The sequence below is a fragment of the Shigella sp. SIG3 genome (genome assembly GCF_053555855.1).
Window position 1 is genome coordinate 1 of sequence record NZ_JBQZXE010000091.1, and the last position, 15,551, is coordinate 15,551.

Sequence of the window (15,551 nt, forward strand, 5' to 3'; positions counted from 1 at the left end):
GGTTTTTCTGCTCATTATTAGCTCCTTCTGATGCCATTCTATTTCAGGAAGGAGTGTCCGTTAAACTCAGGCTACCTCATTCTGAGGTGAGCATATCACCTCTGTTCAGGTGGCCAAATTCAGTGTGCCACTTCAAACATCAACCTACGCTCCCCAAGATGTTCCGCCTTATGGATGTAAGCTGCTCGCACAGAGCTACGCTCCTGGTGACTCATCTGCCGCTCTACCGCATCCCTCGACCATAATCCCGACTCAATCAACGAACTACAAGCCATCGTCCTGAAGCCATGCCCACAAACCTCGACCTTCGTGTCATACCCCATTACGCGCAAAGCCTTGTTCACCGTATTCTCACTCATCGGCTTACGTGGATCGTGATCGCCCACAAAAATCAGCTCTCGATTTCCGCTCATGCTTTTGATCTTTTCCAAAATACTTAGGGCCTGCCGCGACAAAGGTACAAGGTGTGGTGTCCGCATCTTCGAGCCACGCTGAGAATGCTTGACTCCTTCCAGTTGCTCACGCTCACCTGGGATTGTCCACATAGCCGTTTCAAAATCTACTTCTGACCAGCGGGCAAAACGCAGCTCGCTCGAACGGATGAAAACCAATAAAGTGAGTTCAACCGCCAGTCGAGTTAACGGTCTGCCAGAATAGTGATCTATGCGATGAAGTAATTCAGGTATACGGTTCAGTTCAAGAGCTGCACGGTGCTGTCTTTTCGCCGTAGCAACCGCACCTGCAATCTCTTGCGCGGGGTTGTAGTCGATTAAGCCGCTCTGAACGGCAAAGCGCATAATCGCGGTAGTACGCTGCTGTAAACGGGCGGCAACTTCGAGCCGCCCGGATGACTCGACTGCTTTAATGGGTACAAGAAGATCCCGCGTCTTCAGTTCCGCAATGTTCCGCTTACCGATAGCAGTAAAGAGATTATCCTCCAGACTTTTCAAAACACGAGCGCTATGCGATGCCGACCACTTCTGATTGCTGGCGTGCCAGTCTCTGGCGACTACTTCAAACGTTATCGCCTCTTGTTCCTGTTCTACCTTAACAGCTTTCTTGTTTTCACTGGGATCGACACCATTAGCTAAAAGCTTACGAGCCTCATCCCGGCGTGCCCTGGCATCCGCCAACGACACTTCGGGGTATTTCCCCAATGCAAGCATCTTCTCTTTGCCGCCAAAGCGATAACGTAGCCGCCAGTATTTGGAGCCGTTAGGGTGAACCAGCAAAACCATGCCTTCACCGTCGGTCAGCTTATAGGCTTTTGCTTCAGGCTTAGCCGAACGAACCTTCACATCACTCAGAGCCATGATGAGTATCCTTTCAAGGGTTCTGTGTGGGTACAAACATTATCGAACCGGGAAATACCCGCAGTTGTACCCGCATCAGTAAGTTGATGTAGATTGAATCAGGTTGACTTAGGTTGAGTGAAAAAGCGAGGAAAGCCTTGCGGATACTGGATTTTAGGCACAAAAAAAGACGTCCGTTGACGTCTATTGATGTTCCGATGGTGCCGAAGGCCGGACTCGAACCGGCACGTATTTCTACGGTTGATTTTGAATCAACTGCGTCTACCGATTTCGCCACTTCGGCACTGAAGAGGTATGCGGAAAACGTTGTGGATTATACCTGTCGCACGCCACCATGCAAGCGCCAGCTTGCACCCACCTCGCTAAGTGCTGAAATTTTCAGCATTACACTCAGCGATATGTAACCTTTGTCACACTCCAGGCACCCCGCCCTGCCATGCTCTACACTTCCCAAACAACACCAGAGAAGGACCCAAAAATGTCGATGATAAAAAGCTATGCCGCAAAAGAAGCGGGCGGCGAACTGGAAGTTTATGAGTACGATCCCGGTGAGCTGAAGCCACAAGATGTTGAAGTGCAGGTGGATTACTGCGGGATTTGTCATTCCGATCTGTCGATGATCGATAACGAATGGGGATTTTCACAATATCCGCTGGTTGCCGGGCATGAGGTGATTGGGCGCGTGGTGGCACTCGGGAGCGCCGCGCAGGATAAAGGTTTGCAGGTCGGTCAGCGTGTCGGGATTGGCTGGACGGCGCGTAGCTGTGGTCACTGCGACGCCTGTATTAGCGGTAATCAGATCAACTGCGAGCAAGGTGCGGTGCCGACAATTATGAATCGCGGTGGCTTTGCCGAGAAGTTGCGTGCGGACTGGCAATGGGTGATTCCACTGCCAGAAAATATTGATATCGAGTCCGCCGGGCCGCTGTTGTGCGGCGGTATCACGGTCTTTAAACCACTGTTGATGCACCATATCACTGCTACCAGCCGCGTTGGGGTAATTGGTATTGGCGGGCTGGGGCATATCGCTATAAAACTTCTGCATGCAATGGGATGCGAGGTGACGGCCTTTAGTTCTAATCCGGCGAAAGAGCAGGAAGTACTGGCGATGGGTGCCGATAAAGTGGTGAATAGCCGCGATCCGCAGGCACTGAAAGCCCTGTCGGGGCAGTTTGATCTCATTATCAATACTGTGAACGTCAGCCTCGACTGGCAGCCTTATTTTGAGGCGCTGACCTATGGCGGTAATTTCCATACGGTCGGTGCGGTTCTCACGCCGCTGTCTGTTCCGGCCTTTACGTTAATTGCGGGCGACCGCAGCATCTCTGGTTCTGCTACCGGCACGCCTTATGAGCTGCGAAAGCTGATGCGCTTTGCCGCCCGCAGCAAGGTTGCGCCGACAACCGAACTGTTCCCGATGTCGAAAATTAACGACGCCATTCAGCATGTACGCGATGGTAAAGCGCGCTACCGAGTAGTCCTGAAAGCCGACTTCTGATCCCTTTGCCGGGTGCTGTCGCCCGGCACTTAAATCTCTTTGGAAGGCGTCTCGCAATCTGCTGAATTTAGCGGTGAAGAGTGCACAGCCGTTGCCTATACTCCAGGCAGGAAACTGGAGGAAATCTCATGAGCGAACCCCTGTTAATTGCCCGCACGCCGGACACAGAACTGTTTTTACTGCCGGGAATGGCTAACCGTCACGGGCTGATTACTGGCGCAACGGGGACGGGTAAAACCGTTACGCTGCAAAAACTGGCAGAGTCATTGTCGGAAATCGGCGTGCCGGTGTTTATGGCTGATGTGAAAGGCGATCTGACCGGTATCGCGCAGGCAGGAACGGCGTCGGAAAAACTGCTCACAAGGCTTAAAAATATCGGCGTCAATGACTGGCAACCGCATGCCAATCCGGTGGTGGTGTGGGATATCTTTGGCGAGAAAGGCCACACGGTGCGGGCGACGGTTTCGGATCTGGGGCCGCTGTTGCTGGCGCGACTGTTGAATCTCAACGATGTGCAATCTGGCGTGCTGAATATTATCTTCCGCATTGCGGACGATCAGGGATTGTTGCTGCTCGACTTTAAAGATTTGCGGGCGATTACCCAGTACATCGGCGATAACGCCAAATCCTTCCAGAATCAGTACGGAAATATCAGTAGCGCATCGGTTGGTGCCATCCAGCGCGGATTACTGTCGCTGGAACAGCAAGGCGCAGCACACTTCTTTGGTGAGCCGATGCTGGATATCAAAGACTGGATGCGCACCGATGCCAACGGTAAAGGCGTTATCAATATCCTCAGCGCCGAGAAACTTTATCAGATGCCGAAACTGTACGCCGCCAGCCTGCTGTGGATGCTTTCAGAGTTGTATGAACAATTGCCGGAAGCGGGCGATCTGGAGAAACCAAAACTGGTGTTTTTCTTCGACGAGGCACATCTGCTGTTTAACGATGCACCGCAGGTACTGCTGGATAAGATTGAGCAGGTGATAAGGCTTATTCGCTCAAAAGGCGTGGGCGTCTGGTTCGTTTCGCAAAACCCGTCTGATATTCCGGATAATGTGCTCGGCCAGCTCGGTAATCGTGTTCAGCACGCTTTGCGAGCTTTTACGCCAAAAGATCAGAAAGCAGTGAAGACAGCGGCGCAAACCATGCGGGCCAATCCGGCATTTGATACCGAAAAGGCAATCCAGGAACTGGGGACCGGCGAGGCGTTAATCTCGTTTCTCGATGCAAAAGGAAGTCCTTCTGTGGTGGAACGGGCGATGGTGATCGCACCTTGTTCGCGAATGGGGCCGGTGACGGAAGATGAGCGTAATGGCCTGATTAATCACTCCCCGGTGTATGGCAAATATGAAGATGAGGTGGACCGCGAGTCCGCCTATGAGATGCTGCAAAAAGGCTTTCAGGCCAGTACCGAGCAGCAAAATAATCCCCCCGTGAAAGGGAAAGAGGTGGCGGTGGATGACGGTATTCTTGGTGGATTGAAGGATATTTTGTTTGGCACTACCGGACCACGCGGCGGGAAGAAAGATGGTGTGGTGCAAACAATGGCGAAAAGCGCCGCTCGCCAGGTGACGAATCAGATTGTACGCGGGATGTTGGGGAGTTTGCTGGGGGGGAGAAAAAGATAAGTCAGACGTGATCTGTGCCCCTCACCCTAACCCTCTCCCCAAAGGGGCGAGGGGACCGTTCGAACTCGTATTTGACTTTGTCAACAATAATAAAGGGAGCTTTCGCTCCCTTGTTAGATTACGATTTTCTCATTAACAGCCACAGGCTGATTAAGAAGAAGCTGGCACTTGGCAACAGTGCGCCGATGATCGGCGGGATGCCGTAAACCAACGTCAGCGGGCCGAAGATCTGGTCCAGTACGTAGAAGACAAAACCGAAGCTGATACCTGTGACCACACGCACGCCCATCGGTACGCTACGCAGTGGGCCAAAGATAAACGACAGCGCCATCAGCATCATCACCGCCACGGATAGCGGCTGGAAGATTTTGCTCCACATGTTGAGCTGATAACGTCCGGCATCCTGACCGCTCGACTTCAGATACTTCACGTAGTTGTGCAAACCACTGATGGAGAGTGCATCCGGGTCCAGCGCCACCACGCCCAGTTTGTCTGGCGTGAGGTCGGTTTTCCAGGTGCCGCTCACCGTCTGCGAACCGGTAATCTGTTTCGGATTGGTCAGATCAGATTCATCAACCTGCGACAGACGCCAGACTTTATGTTCCGGGTCAAACTTCGCGGTAGCGGCATAACGTACGGATTGCAGACGACGATTCTCGTTAAAGGCATAAATACTGATGCCACCTAACACCTCGTCACCTTTAACCCGCTCAATGTAGACGAAGTTGTTGCCATCTTTCGCCCATAAACCTTGCTGGGTAGAGAGCAACGAGCCGCCGTACATCGCCTGCGCACGGTAGTTACGCGCCATCTGTTCGCCCTGCGGCGCGACCCATTCGCCAATCGCCATCGTCAGCAAGACCAGTGGAATGGCGGTTTTCATCACCGACAGCGCTACCTGCATACGGGTAAAACCAGAAGCCTGCATCACCACCAGTTCGCTGCGCTGCGCCAGCATCCCAAGACCAAGCAACGCCCCAAGAAGAGCCGCCATCGGGAAGAAGATCTGCACATCTTTCGGCACGCTCAGCAAGGTATACATTCCTGCGCCTAACGCGTCGTAACTCCCCTGCCCGGCTTTTTTCAGCTGATCGACAAATTTGATAATGCCCGACAGCGACACCAGCATGAACAGCGTCATCATGATGGTGGTGAAAATAGTTTTACCGATATAGCGGTCAAGTACGCCAAAAGGTTGCATCACACCGCTCCTTTACGCGAAAAACTGGCGCGCAGGCGGCGGATCGGCACGGTGTCCCAAAGGTTGAGAACAATCGCCAAAGCCAGATAAATCAGGTTAACGGTCCACATCCACAGTGTCGGGTCCAGCTTACCTTTACCGCCGTTCGATTTCAGGGAGGTCTGGATCAGGAAGAAAAGTAGATACAGCAGCATGGCTGGCAGCATCGACAGTACGCGTCCCTGACGCGGGTTAACCACGCTCAACGGTACAACCATAAGTGCCATCATAAACACGGTGAATACCAACGTGATACGCCAGTTCAGTTCTGCGCGAGCACGATCGGTGTCAGTGTTCCACAATGTGCGCATGTCCATCTGGTCGGTATCGTTCGGGTCGAGCGCCACCGCCTGGTGACCAATGATCGCCTGATAATCCTGGAAATCCGTAATGCGGAAATCACGTAACAGTGCAGTGCCTTCGAAGCGTGTTCCCTGGTTGAGAGTGACGACCTGGGAGCCGTCGCGCAGCTGGGTTAAATGTCCGGAATCGGCCACCACCACAGAAGGACGTGCATTACCTTTTGGTCGAATTTGTGCGAGGAACACATCTTTGAAATCGCTGCCGTCAACGCTTTCGATGAACAGCACCGAGCTGCCATTAGTCGCTTGCTGGAATTGCCCTTGCGCCAGCGCCGCCATGCCAGGGTTCGCTTTCGCTTCTGCTAACACTTCATCCTGATGACGCGATGACCACGGTCCCGCCCACATCACGTTAACCGCCGCGACGATTGCCGTGAATACCGCAAGGATCATTGCCGCTTTCACCAGAACCGCTTTGCTCAAGCCGCAGGCATGCATTACCGTAATTTCACTTTCGGTATACAGTTTGCCCAGCGTCATCAGCAGCCCGAGGAACAGGCTTAATGGCAGGATAAGCTGCGCCATTTCCGGCACGCCCAACCCGAGAAGGGAGAGCACCAGATTCGCCGGAATATCGCCGTCAACCGCTGCGCCGAGGATCCTCACTAACTTTTGACAGAAGAAGATCAAAAGCAAGATGAAGAGTATCGCCAGCTGGCTTTTGAGCGTCTCCCGCACCAGATATCTTATGATTATCACTTTAAATACGCCCGTAAAAACTCGTCTTTTGCAGGATTTTAGCTTGTTTCATGGCTTAAACGTCATTTATTCTCTTGAGTCGTCGAAATCGTCGCTAAGATAATTATACTCAACGGATTCACCTCTCAGATTTTGTTCTGACGTGCCAATGCCGTAATAACGTTAAGATTAACACGAAGTCATCGCAACAGCGGACATGAGTTACGAAAGCTTGCAATTCTATCTGTAGCCACCGCCGTTGTCTTTAAGATTCAGGAGCGTAGTGCATGGAGTTTAGTGTAAAAAGCGGTAGCCCGGAGAAACAGCGGAGTGCCTGCATCGTCGTGGGCGTCTTCGAACCACGTCGCCTTTCTCCGATTGCAGAACAGCTCGATAAAATCAGCGATGGGTACATCAGCGCCCTGCTACGCCGGGGCGAACTGGAAGGAAAACCGGGGCAGACATTGTTGCTGCACCATGTTCCGAATGTACTTTCCGAGCGAATTCTCCTTATTGGTTGCGGCAAAGAACGTGAGCTGGATGAGCGTCAGTACAAGCAGGTTATTCAGAAAACCATTAATACGCTGAATGATACTGGCTCGATGGAAGCGGTCTGCTTTCTGACTGAACTGCACGTTAAAGGCCGTAACAACTACTGGAAAGTGCGTCAGGCTGTCGAGACAGCAAAAGAGACGCTCTACAGTTTCGATCAGTTGAAAACGAATAAGAGCGAACCGCGTCGTCCGCTGCGTAAAATGGTGTTCAACGTGCCGACCCGCCGTGAACTGACCAGCGGTGAGCGCGCGATCCAGCACGGTCTGGCGATTGCCGCCGGGATAAAAGCAGCGAAAGATCTCGGTAATATGCCGCCGAATATCTGTAACGCCGCTTATCTCGCCTCTCAGGCGCGCCAGCTGGCTGACAGCTACAGCAAGAATGTCATCACCCGCGTTATCGGCGAACAGCAGATGAAAGAGCTGGGAATGCACTCTTATCTGGCGGTCGGTCAGGGTTCACAAAACGAATCGCTGATGTCGGTGATTGAGTACAAAGGCAACGCGTCGGAAGATGCACGCCCAATCGTGCTGGTGGGTAAAGGTTTAACCTTCGACTCCGGCGGTATCTCCATCAAGCCTTCAGAAGGCATGGATGAGATGAAGTACGATATGTGCGGCGCGGCGGCGGTTTACGGCGTGATGCGTATGGTCGCGGAGCTGCAACTGCCGATTAACGTTATTGGCGTGCTGGCAGGCTGTGAAAACATGCCTGGCGGGCGTGCCTATCGTCCGGGCGATGTGTTAACCACCATGTCCGGTCAAACCGTTGAAGTGCTGAACACCGATGCCGAAGGCCGCCTGGTACTGTGCGACGTGTTAACTTACGTTGAACGTTTTGAGCCGGAAGCAGTGATTGACGTGGCGACGCTGACCGGTGCCTGCGTGATCGCGCTGGGTCATCATATTACTGGTCTGATGGCGAACCATAATCCGCTGGCCCATGAACTGATTGCCGCGTCTGAACAATCCGGTGACCGCGCATGGCGCTTACCGCTGGGTGACGAGTATCAGGAACAGCTGGAGTCCAATTTTGCCGATATGGCGAACATTGGCGGTCGTCCTGGTGGGGCGATTACCGCAGGTTGCTTCCTGTCACGCTTTACCCGTAAGTATAACTGGGCGCACCTGGATATTGCAGGAACCGCCTGGCGTTCTGGTAAAGCAAAAGGCGCAACCGGTCGTCCGGTAGCGTTGCTGGCACAGTTCCTGTTAAACCGCGCTGGGTTTAACGGCGAAGAGTAAGTTTGCGTTTTACCCTCACCCTAACCCTCTCCCTAAGGGAGAGGGAACCGATCGAGCGCAATAGAAATTCATTGCTCATCTTTCAGGGTGAGGAATGCAGCAATATTTAAATCCACCACAAGAAGCCCCATATATGAAAAACGCAACGTTCTACCTTCTGGACAATGACACCACCGTCGATGGCTTAAGCGCCGTTGAGCAACTGGTGTGTGAAATTGCCGCAGAACGTTGGCGCAGCGGTAAGCGCGTACTCATCGCCTGTGAAGATGAAAAGCAGGCTTACCGGCTGGATGAAGCCCTGTGGGCGCGTCCGGCAGAAAGCTTTGTTCCGCATAATTTAGCGGGAGAAGGACCGCGCGGCGGTGCGCCGGTGGAGATCGCCTGGCCGCAAAAACGCAGCAGCAGCCCGCGCGATATATTGATTAGTCTGCGAACAAGCTTTGCAGATTTTGCCACCGCTTTCACAGAAGTGGTAGACTTCGTTCCTTATGAAGATTCTCTGAAACAACTGGCGCGCGAACGCTATAAAGCCTACCGCGTGGCTGGTTTCAACCTGAATACGGCAACCTGGAAATAATGGAAAAGACATACAACCCACAAGATATCGAACAGCCGCTTTACGAGCACTGGGAAAAGCAGGGCTACTTTAAGCCTAATGGCGATGAAAGCCAGGAAAGTTTCTGCATCATGATCCCGCCGCCGAACGTCACCGGCAGTTTGCATATGGGTCACGCCTTCCAGCAAACCATCATGGATACCATGATCCGCTATCAGCGCATGCAGGGCAAAAACACCCTGTGGCAGGTCGGTACTGACCACGCCGGGATCGCTACCCAGATGGTCGTTGAGCGCAAGATTGCCGCAGAAGAAGGTAAAACCCGTCACGACTACGGCCGCGAAGCTTTCATCGACAAAATCTGGGAATGGAAAGCGGAATCTGGCGGCACCATTACCCGTCAGATGCGCCGTCTCGGCAACTCCGTCGACTGGGAGCGTGAACGCTTCACCATGGACGAAGGCCTGTCCAATGCGGTGAAAGAAGTTTTCGTTCGTCTGTATAAAGAAGACCTGATTTACCGTGGCAAGCGCCTGGTAAACTGGGACCCGAAACTGCGTACCGCTATTTCTGACCTGGAAGTGGAAAACCGCGAATCGAAAGGTTCGATGTGGCACATCCGCTATCCGCTGGCTGACGGCGCGAAAACCGCAGACGGTAAAGATTATCTGGTGGTTGCGACCACTCGCCCGGAAACCCTGCTGGGCGATACCGGTGTAGCTGTTAACCCGGAAGATCCGCGTTACAAAGATCTGATTGGCAAATATGTCATTCTGCCGCTGGTTAACCGTCGTATTCCGATCGTTGGCGACGAACACGCCGACATGGAAAAAGGCACCGGCTGCGTGAAGATCACCCCGGCGCACGACTTTAACGACTATGAAGTCGGTAAACGTCACGCCCTGCCGATGATCAACATCCTGACCTTTGACGGTGATATCCGTGAAAGCGCCCAGGTGTTCGATACCAAAGGTAACGAATCTGACGTTTATTCCAGCGAGATCCCGGCAGAGTTCCAGAAACTCGAGCGTTTTGCTGCACGTAAAGCAGTCGTTGCTGCGGTTGATGCACTCGGCCTGCTGGAAGAAATTAAACCGCACGACCTGACCGTTCCTTACGGCGACCGTGGCGGCGTGGTTATCGAACCGATGCTGACCGACCAGTGGTACGTGCGTGCCGATGTACTGGCGAAACCGGCAGTTGAAGCGGTTGAGAACGGCGACATTCAGTTCGTACCGAAGCAGTACGAAAACATGTACTTCTCCTGGATGCGCGATATTCAGGACTGGTGTATCTCTCGTCAGCTGTGGTGGGGTCACCGTATCCCGGCATGGTATGACGAAGCGGGTAATGTTTATGTTGGCCGCAACGAAGAAGAAGTGCGCAAGGAAAATAACCTCGGTGCCAACGTTGCCCTGCGTCAGGACGAAGACGTTCTCGACACCTGGTTCTCTTCTGCACTGTGGACCTTCTCTACCCTTGGCTGGCCGGAAAATACCGACGCCCTGCGTCAGTTCCACCCAACCAGCGTGATGGTATCTGGTTTCGACATCATCTTCTTCTGGATTGCCCGCATGATCATGATGACCATGCACTTCATCAAAGATGAAAATGGCAAACCGCAGGTGCCGTTCCACACTGTTTACATGACCGGTCTGATTCGTGACGACGAAGGTCAGAAGATGTCCAAATCCAAGGGTAACGTTATCGACCCGCTGGATATGGTTGACGGTATTTCGCTGCCAGAACTGCTGGAAAAACGCACCGGCAATATGATGCAGCCGCAGCTGGCGGACAAAATCCGTAAGCGCACCGAGAAACAGTTCCCGAACGGCATTGAGCCGCACGGCACCGATGCCCTGCGCTTCACCCTGGCGGCGCTGGCGTCTACCGGTCGTGACATCAACTGGGATATGAAGCGTCTGGAAGGCTACCGTAACTTCTGTAACAAGCTGTGGAACGCCAGCCGCTTTGTGCTGATGAACACAGAAGGTCAGGATTGCGGCTTCAACGGCGGCGAAATGACGCTATCGCTGGCGGACCGCTGGATTCTGGCGGAGTTCAACCAGACTATCAAAGCGTACCGCGAAGCGCTGGACAGCTTCCGCTTCGATATCGCCGCAGGCATTTTGTATGAGTTCACCTGGAACCAGTTCTGCGACTGGTATCTGGAGCTGACCAAGCCGGTAATGAACGGTGGAACAGAAGCCGAACTGCGCGGTACTCGCCATACGCTGGTGACTGTACTGGAAGGTCTGCTGCGCCTCGCGCATCCGATCATTCCGTTCATCACCGAAACCATCTGGCAGCGTGTGAAAGTACTTTGCGGTATCACTGCCGACACCATCATGCTGCAGCCGTTCCCGCAGTATGATGCATCTCAGGTTGATGAAGCCGCACTGGCCGACACCGAGTGGCTGAAACAGGCGATCGTTGCTGTACGTAACATCCGTGCAGAAATGAACATCGCGCCGGGCAAACCGCTGGAGCTGCTGCTGCGTGGTTGCAGCGCGGATGCAGAACGTCGCGTAAATGAAAACCGTGGCTTCCTGCAAACGCTGGCGCGTCTGGAAAGCATCACCGTGCTGCCTGCCGATGACAAAGGTCCGGTTTCCGTTACCAAGATCATCGACGGCGCAGAGCTGCTGATCCCGATGGCTGGCCTCATCAACAAAGAAGATGAGCTGGCGCGCCTGGCGAAAGAAGTGGCGAAGATCGAAGGTGAAATCAGCCGCATCGAGAACAAGCTGGCAAATGAAGGCTTTGTTGCCCGCGCACCGGAAGCGGTTATCGCGAAAGAGCGTGAGAAGCTGGAAGGTTATGCAGAAGCGAAAGCCAAGCTGATTGAACAGCAGGCTGTTATCGCCGCACTGTAATCAACACAGTGATGAAAACGAAGGCCGGAGCATGCTCCGGCCTTTTTTATCTCTTACAGAAATGGTAAAGAAGGCATGACTCCCCGAGAAATACTGGCTAAGAAGCCTTTATCTGGTTGTTCTTCTTTATTGATTAAAGGAAGGTCATCCAAATCGCCCAGCAAATACGTATTTTTTGCCTGCCAGTCAATCATCCATATTTTCAGCAGTGGGTAAGCCAGACCACCCGTAATCCCGGATATCACCACCAACGCACACATGCGATAAAGCATACCGTGGTACGTTAAAGTTGAGCGAAAACGAATACGCCCATCATTCAGTGACAGGTTGCTCATAAAATGATTTCGCAACGACACCGTTAAATAACTGGTGCTAACAGCAATCCCAAAATAATAAATTAACTGCGCGATTATCATTTTACGTTGCATTTCCATAAATTGCTGTAAATTCTCAATATCATCATTTGCATACCCAGAACTATCATACTCATTTAATATTTGATCGAAGATAATATAACCAGCAACAGCGAGAAAAGGTAATAAATCTAAAAATGTGAGGATGGCATATTTTATACAATACGCAGTATCTAATTTCACCTTGAAACGATGTATACCGAAACTGGTATTGCTCCAGAGAAAACTCATTACCAGGCTATATAAAGTACCATTAAAAATACCAATGGAAACAATACCAACTATTGCCATCAGAACCACAGATATAATAACACTACTTGAACTATTGGCATGTAGCATCTTTGTCGAGATAAAGAAAACAGTCCCCATCCCAATGGCCATTAAAATCGGCAAGAAAAAGGTTACCCACCAGAACCCTTTCAAAGAGCAATTAAAACTAAATCTTACGCTGTTGAGACTGGTCATTAAGGCCTGATAACGCAGTCCTTTTGCTGCCATAAATATAAGCAAAACCAACAGTAATAAAGTCAAAACACAGCCAACAAGCGGCATACCTGCTGACACTGTCATTAAGATTGCGAAATAGAAAAAAACAAAAACAAGACAACTAACAAAAACATTCCCACCGGTAATTCCATAAGAAAATCGTTGTCCGTTAACTTCCATATTAGCATAAAGATAACGCTTACATTTCATTAATGCCCATGGTAAATAGATACCTAGCGTTATAATCGTTAACAACACATTCACCACACAAATAAGAAAATATCTCTCACCTGTACCATGAAAAACAAAAGAATGGGACGGAACATCCATTTCATTAATAACTTGAGCCATAAAAATCCCCTGAATTAAAAAATCCATTGATATAATTTATAGATACAGACAGTAAAATGTTCTGCCACGTTACAATACTCTTATCAGTAATAGGCTGGCAAAAACTTTATTGCTTTATAAGACGCTTGCGCACGTAAGAAGAGAGTGGTATTAAACAAATGTATAATTACTTTATTTTTATTGGGTTAAACTATGAATAACATTGCGCCGCAATCACCTGTAATGCGTCGCCTGACGCTGCAGGATAATCCTGCTATCGCCAGCGTCATCCGTCAGGTTTACGCAGAGTATGGTCTTACCGCCGATAAAGGCTACACCGTTGCCGATCCGAATCTCGACGAACTGTATCAAGTGTACAGCCAGCCTGGCCATGCTTATTGGGTGGTTGAATACAATGGCGAAGTGGTCGGCGGCGGCGGGATTGCGCCATTAACAGGTAGTGAAGCGGACATTTGCGAACTGCAGAAAATGTACTTTCTTCCCGCTATTCGCGGTAAAGGGCTAGCGAAAAAACTGGCCTTAATGGCGATGGAGCAGGCTCGAGAGATGGGCTTCAAACGCTGCTATCTGGAAACGACCGCTTTTTTAAAGGAAGCCATTGCGCTTTATGAGCATTTGGGCTTTGAGCATATCGACTATGCGCTTGGCTGCACGGGCCATGTCGATTGTGAAGTGCGGATGCTACGCGAACTCTAAAAAAATGCCCGCTAGTATGTGCTATCGGGCATTTTAATCAATTAATTAGTGGCGAACCCCGTCATCGTCTTCATCGACAAAATCTTCATCGTCGCCATCTTCGCCGTTAGGATCTTCAAAGTAAGTGCCCCAACCGTCGTACTCAACGTCAAATTTCTCCGCCAGCGTCATCAGTTGTTCAACCTGGGCATCGATCAGATCGGCATTCAACGCGCACTCGCTGAGGATGTCGCAGCAAATCACGATATCACCATCTTCAACTTCCAGCTCTTCTGGATCGGTCACTTCGTAACCGAGTTTAAACGCTTCAACTGCCGCTTTTTCCAGAGTTTCCAGATCGTCTGCGGAAAGATGGTGTTCGATGGTGTACAGCGCGTCCGGATCGCTGCCATCTTCCAGTAATTCTTCAATAATCAAACGTGTTTCTTCACGCTGTTCTTCCAGTTGTTCCGGGTTTGCCATGGCTCATTCCTCTTAATGTCCTGCCGATACTCTTATTGTCACACACCACTGACATTGCCTCCACCTTTGTGACAAAGATTTATGCTTTAGACTTGCAAATGAATAATCATACACATAAATTTAATTTTAATTCATTGAGGCGTTAGCCACAGGAGGGATCTATGTCCGGGTTTTATCATAAGCATTTCCTGAAATTACTCGATTTCACGCCAGCTGAACTCAACAGCCTGCTGCAGTTAGCCGCGAAGCTGAAAGCTGATAAGAAAAGCGGTAAAGAAGAAGCCAAACTCACTGGTAAAAACATCGCGCTCATCTTCGAAAAAGACTCGACTCGTACCCGATGCTCTTTCGAAGTTGCCGCATATGACCAGGGTGCTCGCGTTACTTATCTTGGCCCAAGCGGTAGTCAGATTGGTCATAAAGAGTCGATTAAAGACACTGCCCGCGTGCTTGGTCGCATGTATGACGGTATTCAGTATCGCGGCTATGGTCAGGAGATTGTCGAAACACTGGCGGAATACGCTGGCGTGCCGGTATGGAACGGCCTGACCAATGAGTTTCACCCCACGCAGTTGCTGGCGGATCTCCTCACCATGCAGGAGCATTTACCCGGTAAAGCATTCAACGAAATGACGCTGGTCTATGCAGGTGACGCACGTAACAACATGGGCAATTCGATGCTCGAAGCTGCGGCGCTTACCGGTCTGGATTTGCGTCTGGTCGCGCCACAGGCATGCTGGCCAGAAGCTGCGCTGGTTACGGAATGCCGCGCCCTGGCACAACAAAATGGCGGGAATATTACGCTGACGGAAGATGTAGCTAAAGGAGTTGAAGGTGCTGACTTTATCTATACCGATGTATGGGTGTCGATGGGTGAAGCAAAAGAAAAATGGGCTGAACGCATTGCATTACTGCGTGATTATCAGGTGAACAGCAAGATGATGCAGTTGACCGGTAACCCGGAGGTCAAATTCCTCCACTGCCTGCCCGCGTTTCATGACGACCAAACGACGCTTGGCAAAAAAATGGCGGAAGAGTTTGGCCTACATGGCGGAATGGAAGTGACTGATGAGGTCTTCGAGTCTGCCGCCAGCATTGTATTTGATCAGGCGGAAAACCGCATGCATACCATCAAAGCGGTGATGGTCGCGACGCTCAGTAAATTAAATAATTAATATCTCTATAAAGAT

The 15,551-nt window shown here is 51.2% G+C and carries 13 protein-coding genes and 1 tRNA gene; 7 read left to right on the forward strand and 7 right to left on the reverse strand.

Annotation, left to right across the window (positions count from 1 at the left end):
- Positions 1-119: 119 nt before the first annotated feature.
- Together ACUU1I_RS15025 and ACUU1I_RS15030 are read right to left on the reverse strand one after the other, a co-directional pair.
- Positions 120-1,313, reverse strand: coding sequence for a tyrosine-type recombinase/integrase (locus ACUU1I_RS15025; RefSeq protein ID WP_001218325.1), 1,194 nt, complete (start codon positions 1,311-1,313; stop codon positions 120-122).
- A 198-nt stretch (positions 1,314-1,511) separates the two neighbouring features.
- Positions 1,512-1,596: transfer RNA gene (locus ACUU1I_RS15030), tRNA-Leu, on the reverse strand.
- A gap of 195 nt (positions 1,597-1,791) precedes the next feature.
- Between ACUU1I_RS15030 and ahr the strand changes: the two genes are divergently transcribed.
- Positions 1,792-2,811 carry an NADPH-dependent aldehyde reductase Ahr gene (gene ahr / locus ACUU1I_RS15035; RefSeq protein WP_001299662.1) on the forward strand — a complete coding sequence of 340 codons (1,020 nt, stop codon included), beginning with the start codon at positions 1,792-1,794 and terminating at the stop codon, positions 2,809-2,811.
- Positions 2,812-2,939: 128 nt separating this feature from the next.
- Positions 2,940-4,442, forward strand: coding sequence for a helicase HerA-like C-terminal domain-containing protein (locus tag ACUU1I_RS15040; protein ID WP_005065619.1), 1,503 nt, complete (start codon positions 2,940-2,942; stop codon positions 4,440-4,442).
- Positions 4,443-4,560: 118 nt separating this feature from the next.
- On the opposite strand, the gene lptG is transcribed toward ACUU1I_RS15040, so the two are convergent.
- The 3 genes from lptG to ytgA all read right to left on the reverse strand — a co-directional run bounded on the left by lptG (position 4,561) and on the right by ytgA (position 6,856).
- Positions 4,561-5,643 carry an LPS export ABC transporter permease LptG gene (gene lptG, locus ACUU1I_RS15045; protein WP_005054063.1) on the reverse strand — a complete coding sequence of 361 codons (1,083 nt, stop codon included), beginning with the start codon at positions 5,641-5,643 and terminating at the stop codon, positions 4,561-4,563.
- Positions 5,643-6,743, reverse strand: a complete 1,101-nt coding sequence (gene lptF / locus ACUU1I_RS15050; protein WP_000584113.1) for an LPS export ABC transporter permease LptF — start codon at positions 6,741-6,743, stop codon at positions 5,643-5,645. The genes lptG and lptF overlap by 1 nt, the downstream gene beginning before the upstream one ends.
- Before the next feature lie 62 nt (positions 6,744-6,805).
- Positions 6,806-6,856, reverse strand: a complete 51-nt coding sequence (gene ytgA, locus ACUU1I_RS15055; RefSeq protein ID WP_211180521.1) for a protein YtgA — start codon at positions 6,854-6,856, stop codon at positions 6,806-6,808.
- A 153-nt stretch (positions 6,857-7,009) separates the two neighbouring features.
- Between ytgA and pepA the strand changes: the two genes are divergently transcribed.
- The 3 genes from pepA to valS all read left to right on the forward strand — a co-directional run bounded on the left by pepA (position 7,010) and on the right by valS (position 11,953).
- Complete coding sequence (gene pepA, locus ACUU1I_RS15060; protein ID WP_000397144.1) at positions 7,010-8,521, forward strand: leucyl aminopeptidase; 1,512 nt, start codon at positions 7,010-7,012, stop codon at positions 8,519-8,521.
- Positions 8,522-8,654: 133 nt separating this feature from the next.
- Positions 8,655-9,098: a DNA polymerase III subunit chi gene (gene holC, locus ACUU1I_RS15065; RefSeq protein WP_000786399.1), complete on the forward strand. Its 444-nt coding sequence runs from the start codon at positions 8,655-8,657 to the stop codon at positions 9,096-9,098.
- On the forward strand, positions 9,098-11,953 hold the full coding sequence (valS, locus tag ACUU1I_RS15070) for a valine--tRNA ligase (RefSeq protein WP_000416415.1): 2,856 nt from the start codon (positions 9,098-9,100) through the stop codon (positions 11,951-11,953). The genes holC and valS overlap by 1 nt, the downstream gene beginning before the upstream one ends.
- Positions 11,954-12,006: 53 nt before the next feature.
- Here valS and ACUU1I_RS15075 read toward each other — a convergent pair whose 3' ends face one another.
- Positions 12,007-13,203, reverse strand: coding sequence for a YjgN family protein (locus ACUU1I_RS15075; RefSeq protein WP_000079668.1), 1,197 nt, complete (start codon positions 13,201-13,203; stop codon positions 12,007-12,009).
- Positions 13,204-13,395: 192 nt separating this feature from the next.
- Here ACUU1I_RS15075 and ACUU1I_RS15080 point away from each other — a divergent pair, with 192 nt between their 5' ends.
- Positions 13,396-13,899 (forward strand): GNAT family N-acetyltransferase, encoded by a 504-nt coding sequence (locus ACUU1I_RS15080; protein ID WP_001059407.1) that lies wholly within the window; start codon positions 13,396-13,398, stop codon positions 13,897-13,899.
- 45 nt (positions 13,900-13,944) lie between these two features.
- Here ACUU1I_RS15080 and rraB read toward each other — a convergent pair whose 3' ends face one another.
- Positions 13,945-14,361: a ribonuclease E inhibitor RraB gene (gene rraB / locus ACUU1I_RS15085; RefSeq protein ID WP_000002953.1), complete on the reverse strand. Its 417-nt coding sequence runs from the start codon at positions 14,359-14,361 to the stop codon at positions 13,945-13,947.
- Positions 14,362-14,522: 161 nt separating this feature from the next.
- Here rraB and argF point away from each other — a divergent pair, with 161 nt between their 5' ends.
- Positions 14,523-15,536 carry an ornithine carbamoyltransferase gene (gene argF / locus ACUU1I_RS15090; RefSeq protein ID WP_000012908.1) on the forward strand — a complete coding sequence of 338 codons (1,014 nt, stop codon included), beginning with the start codon at positions 14,523-14,525 and terminating at the stop codon, positions 15,534-15,536.
- Positions 15,537-15,551: the final 15 nt, after the last annotated feature.

What these genes read in the sequence shown, in the direction of transcription:
- ACUU1I_RS15025 (WP_001218325.1), bottom strand. Translation starts at nt 1,313, where the DNA reads ATGGCTCTGAGTGATGTGAAGGTTCGTTCGGCTAAGCCTGAAGCAAAA.
- ahr (WP_001299662.1), top strand. Translation starts at nt 1,792, where the DNA reads ATGTCGATGATAAAAAGCTATGCCGCAAAAGAAGCGGGCGGCGAACTG.
- ACUU1I_RS15040 (WP_005065619.1), top strand. Translation starts at nt 2,940, where the DNA reads ATGAGCGAACCCCTGTTAATTGCCCGCACGCCGGACACAGAACTGTTT.
- lptG (WP_005054063.1), bottom strand. Translation starts at nt 5,643, where the DNA reads ATGCAACCTTTTGGCGTACTTGACCGCTATATCGGTAAAACTATTTTC.
- pepA (WP_000397144.1), top strand. Translation starts at nt 7,010, where the DNA reads ATGGAGTTTAGTGTAAAAAGCGGTAGCCCGGAGAAACAGCGGAGTGCC.
- holC (WP_000786399.1), top strand. Translation starts at nt 8,655, where the DNA reads ATGAAAAACGCAACGTTCTACCTTCTGGACAATGACACCACCGTCGAT.
- valS (WP_000416415.1), top strand. Translation starts at nt 9,098, where the DNA reads ATGGAAAAGACATACAACCCACAAGATATCGAACAGCCGCTTTACGAG.
- ACUU1I_RS15075 (WP_000079668.1), bottom strand. Translation starts at nt 13,203, where the DNA reads ATGGCTCAAGTTATTAATGAAATGGATGTTCCGTCCCATTCTTTTGTT.
- ACUU1I_RS15080 (WP_001059407.1), top strand. Translation starts at nt 13,396, where the DNA reads ATGAATAACATTGCGCCGCAATCACCTGTAATGCGTCGCCTGACGCTG.
- rraB (WP_000002953.1), bottom strand. Translation starts at nt 14,361, where the DNA reads ATGGCAAACCCGGAACAACTGGAAGAACAGCGTGAAGAAACACGTTTG.
- argF (WP_000012908.1), top strand. Translation starts at nt 14,523, where the DNA reads ATGTCCGGGTTTTATCATAAGCATTTCCTGAAATTACTCGATTTCACG.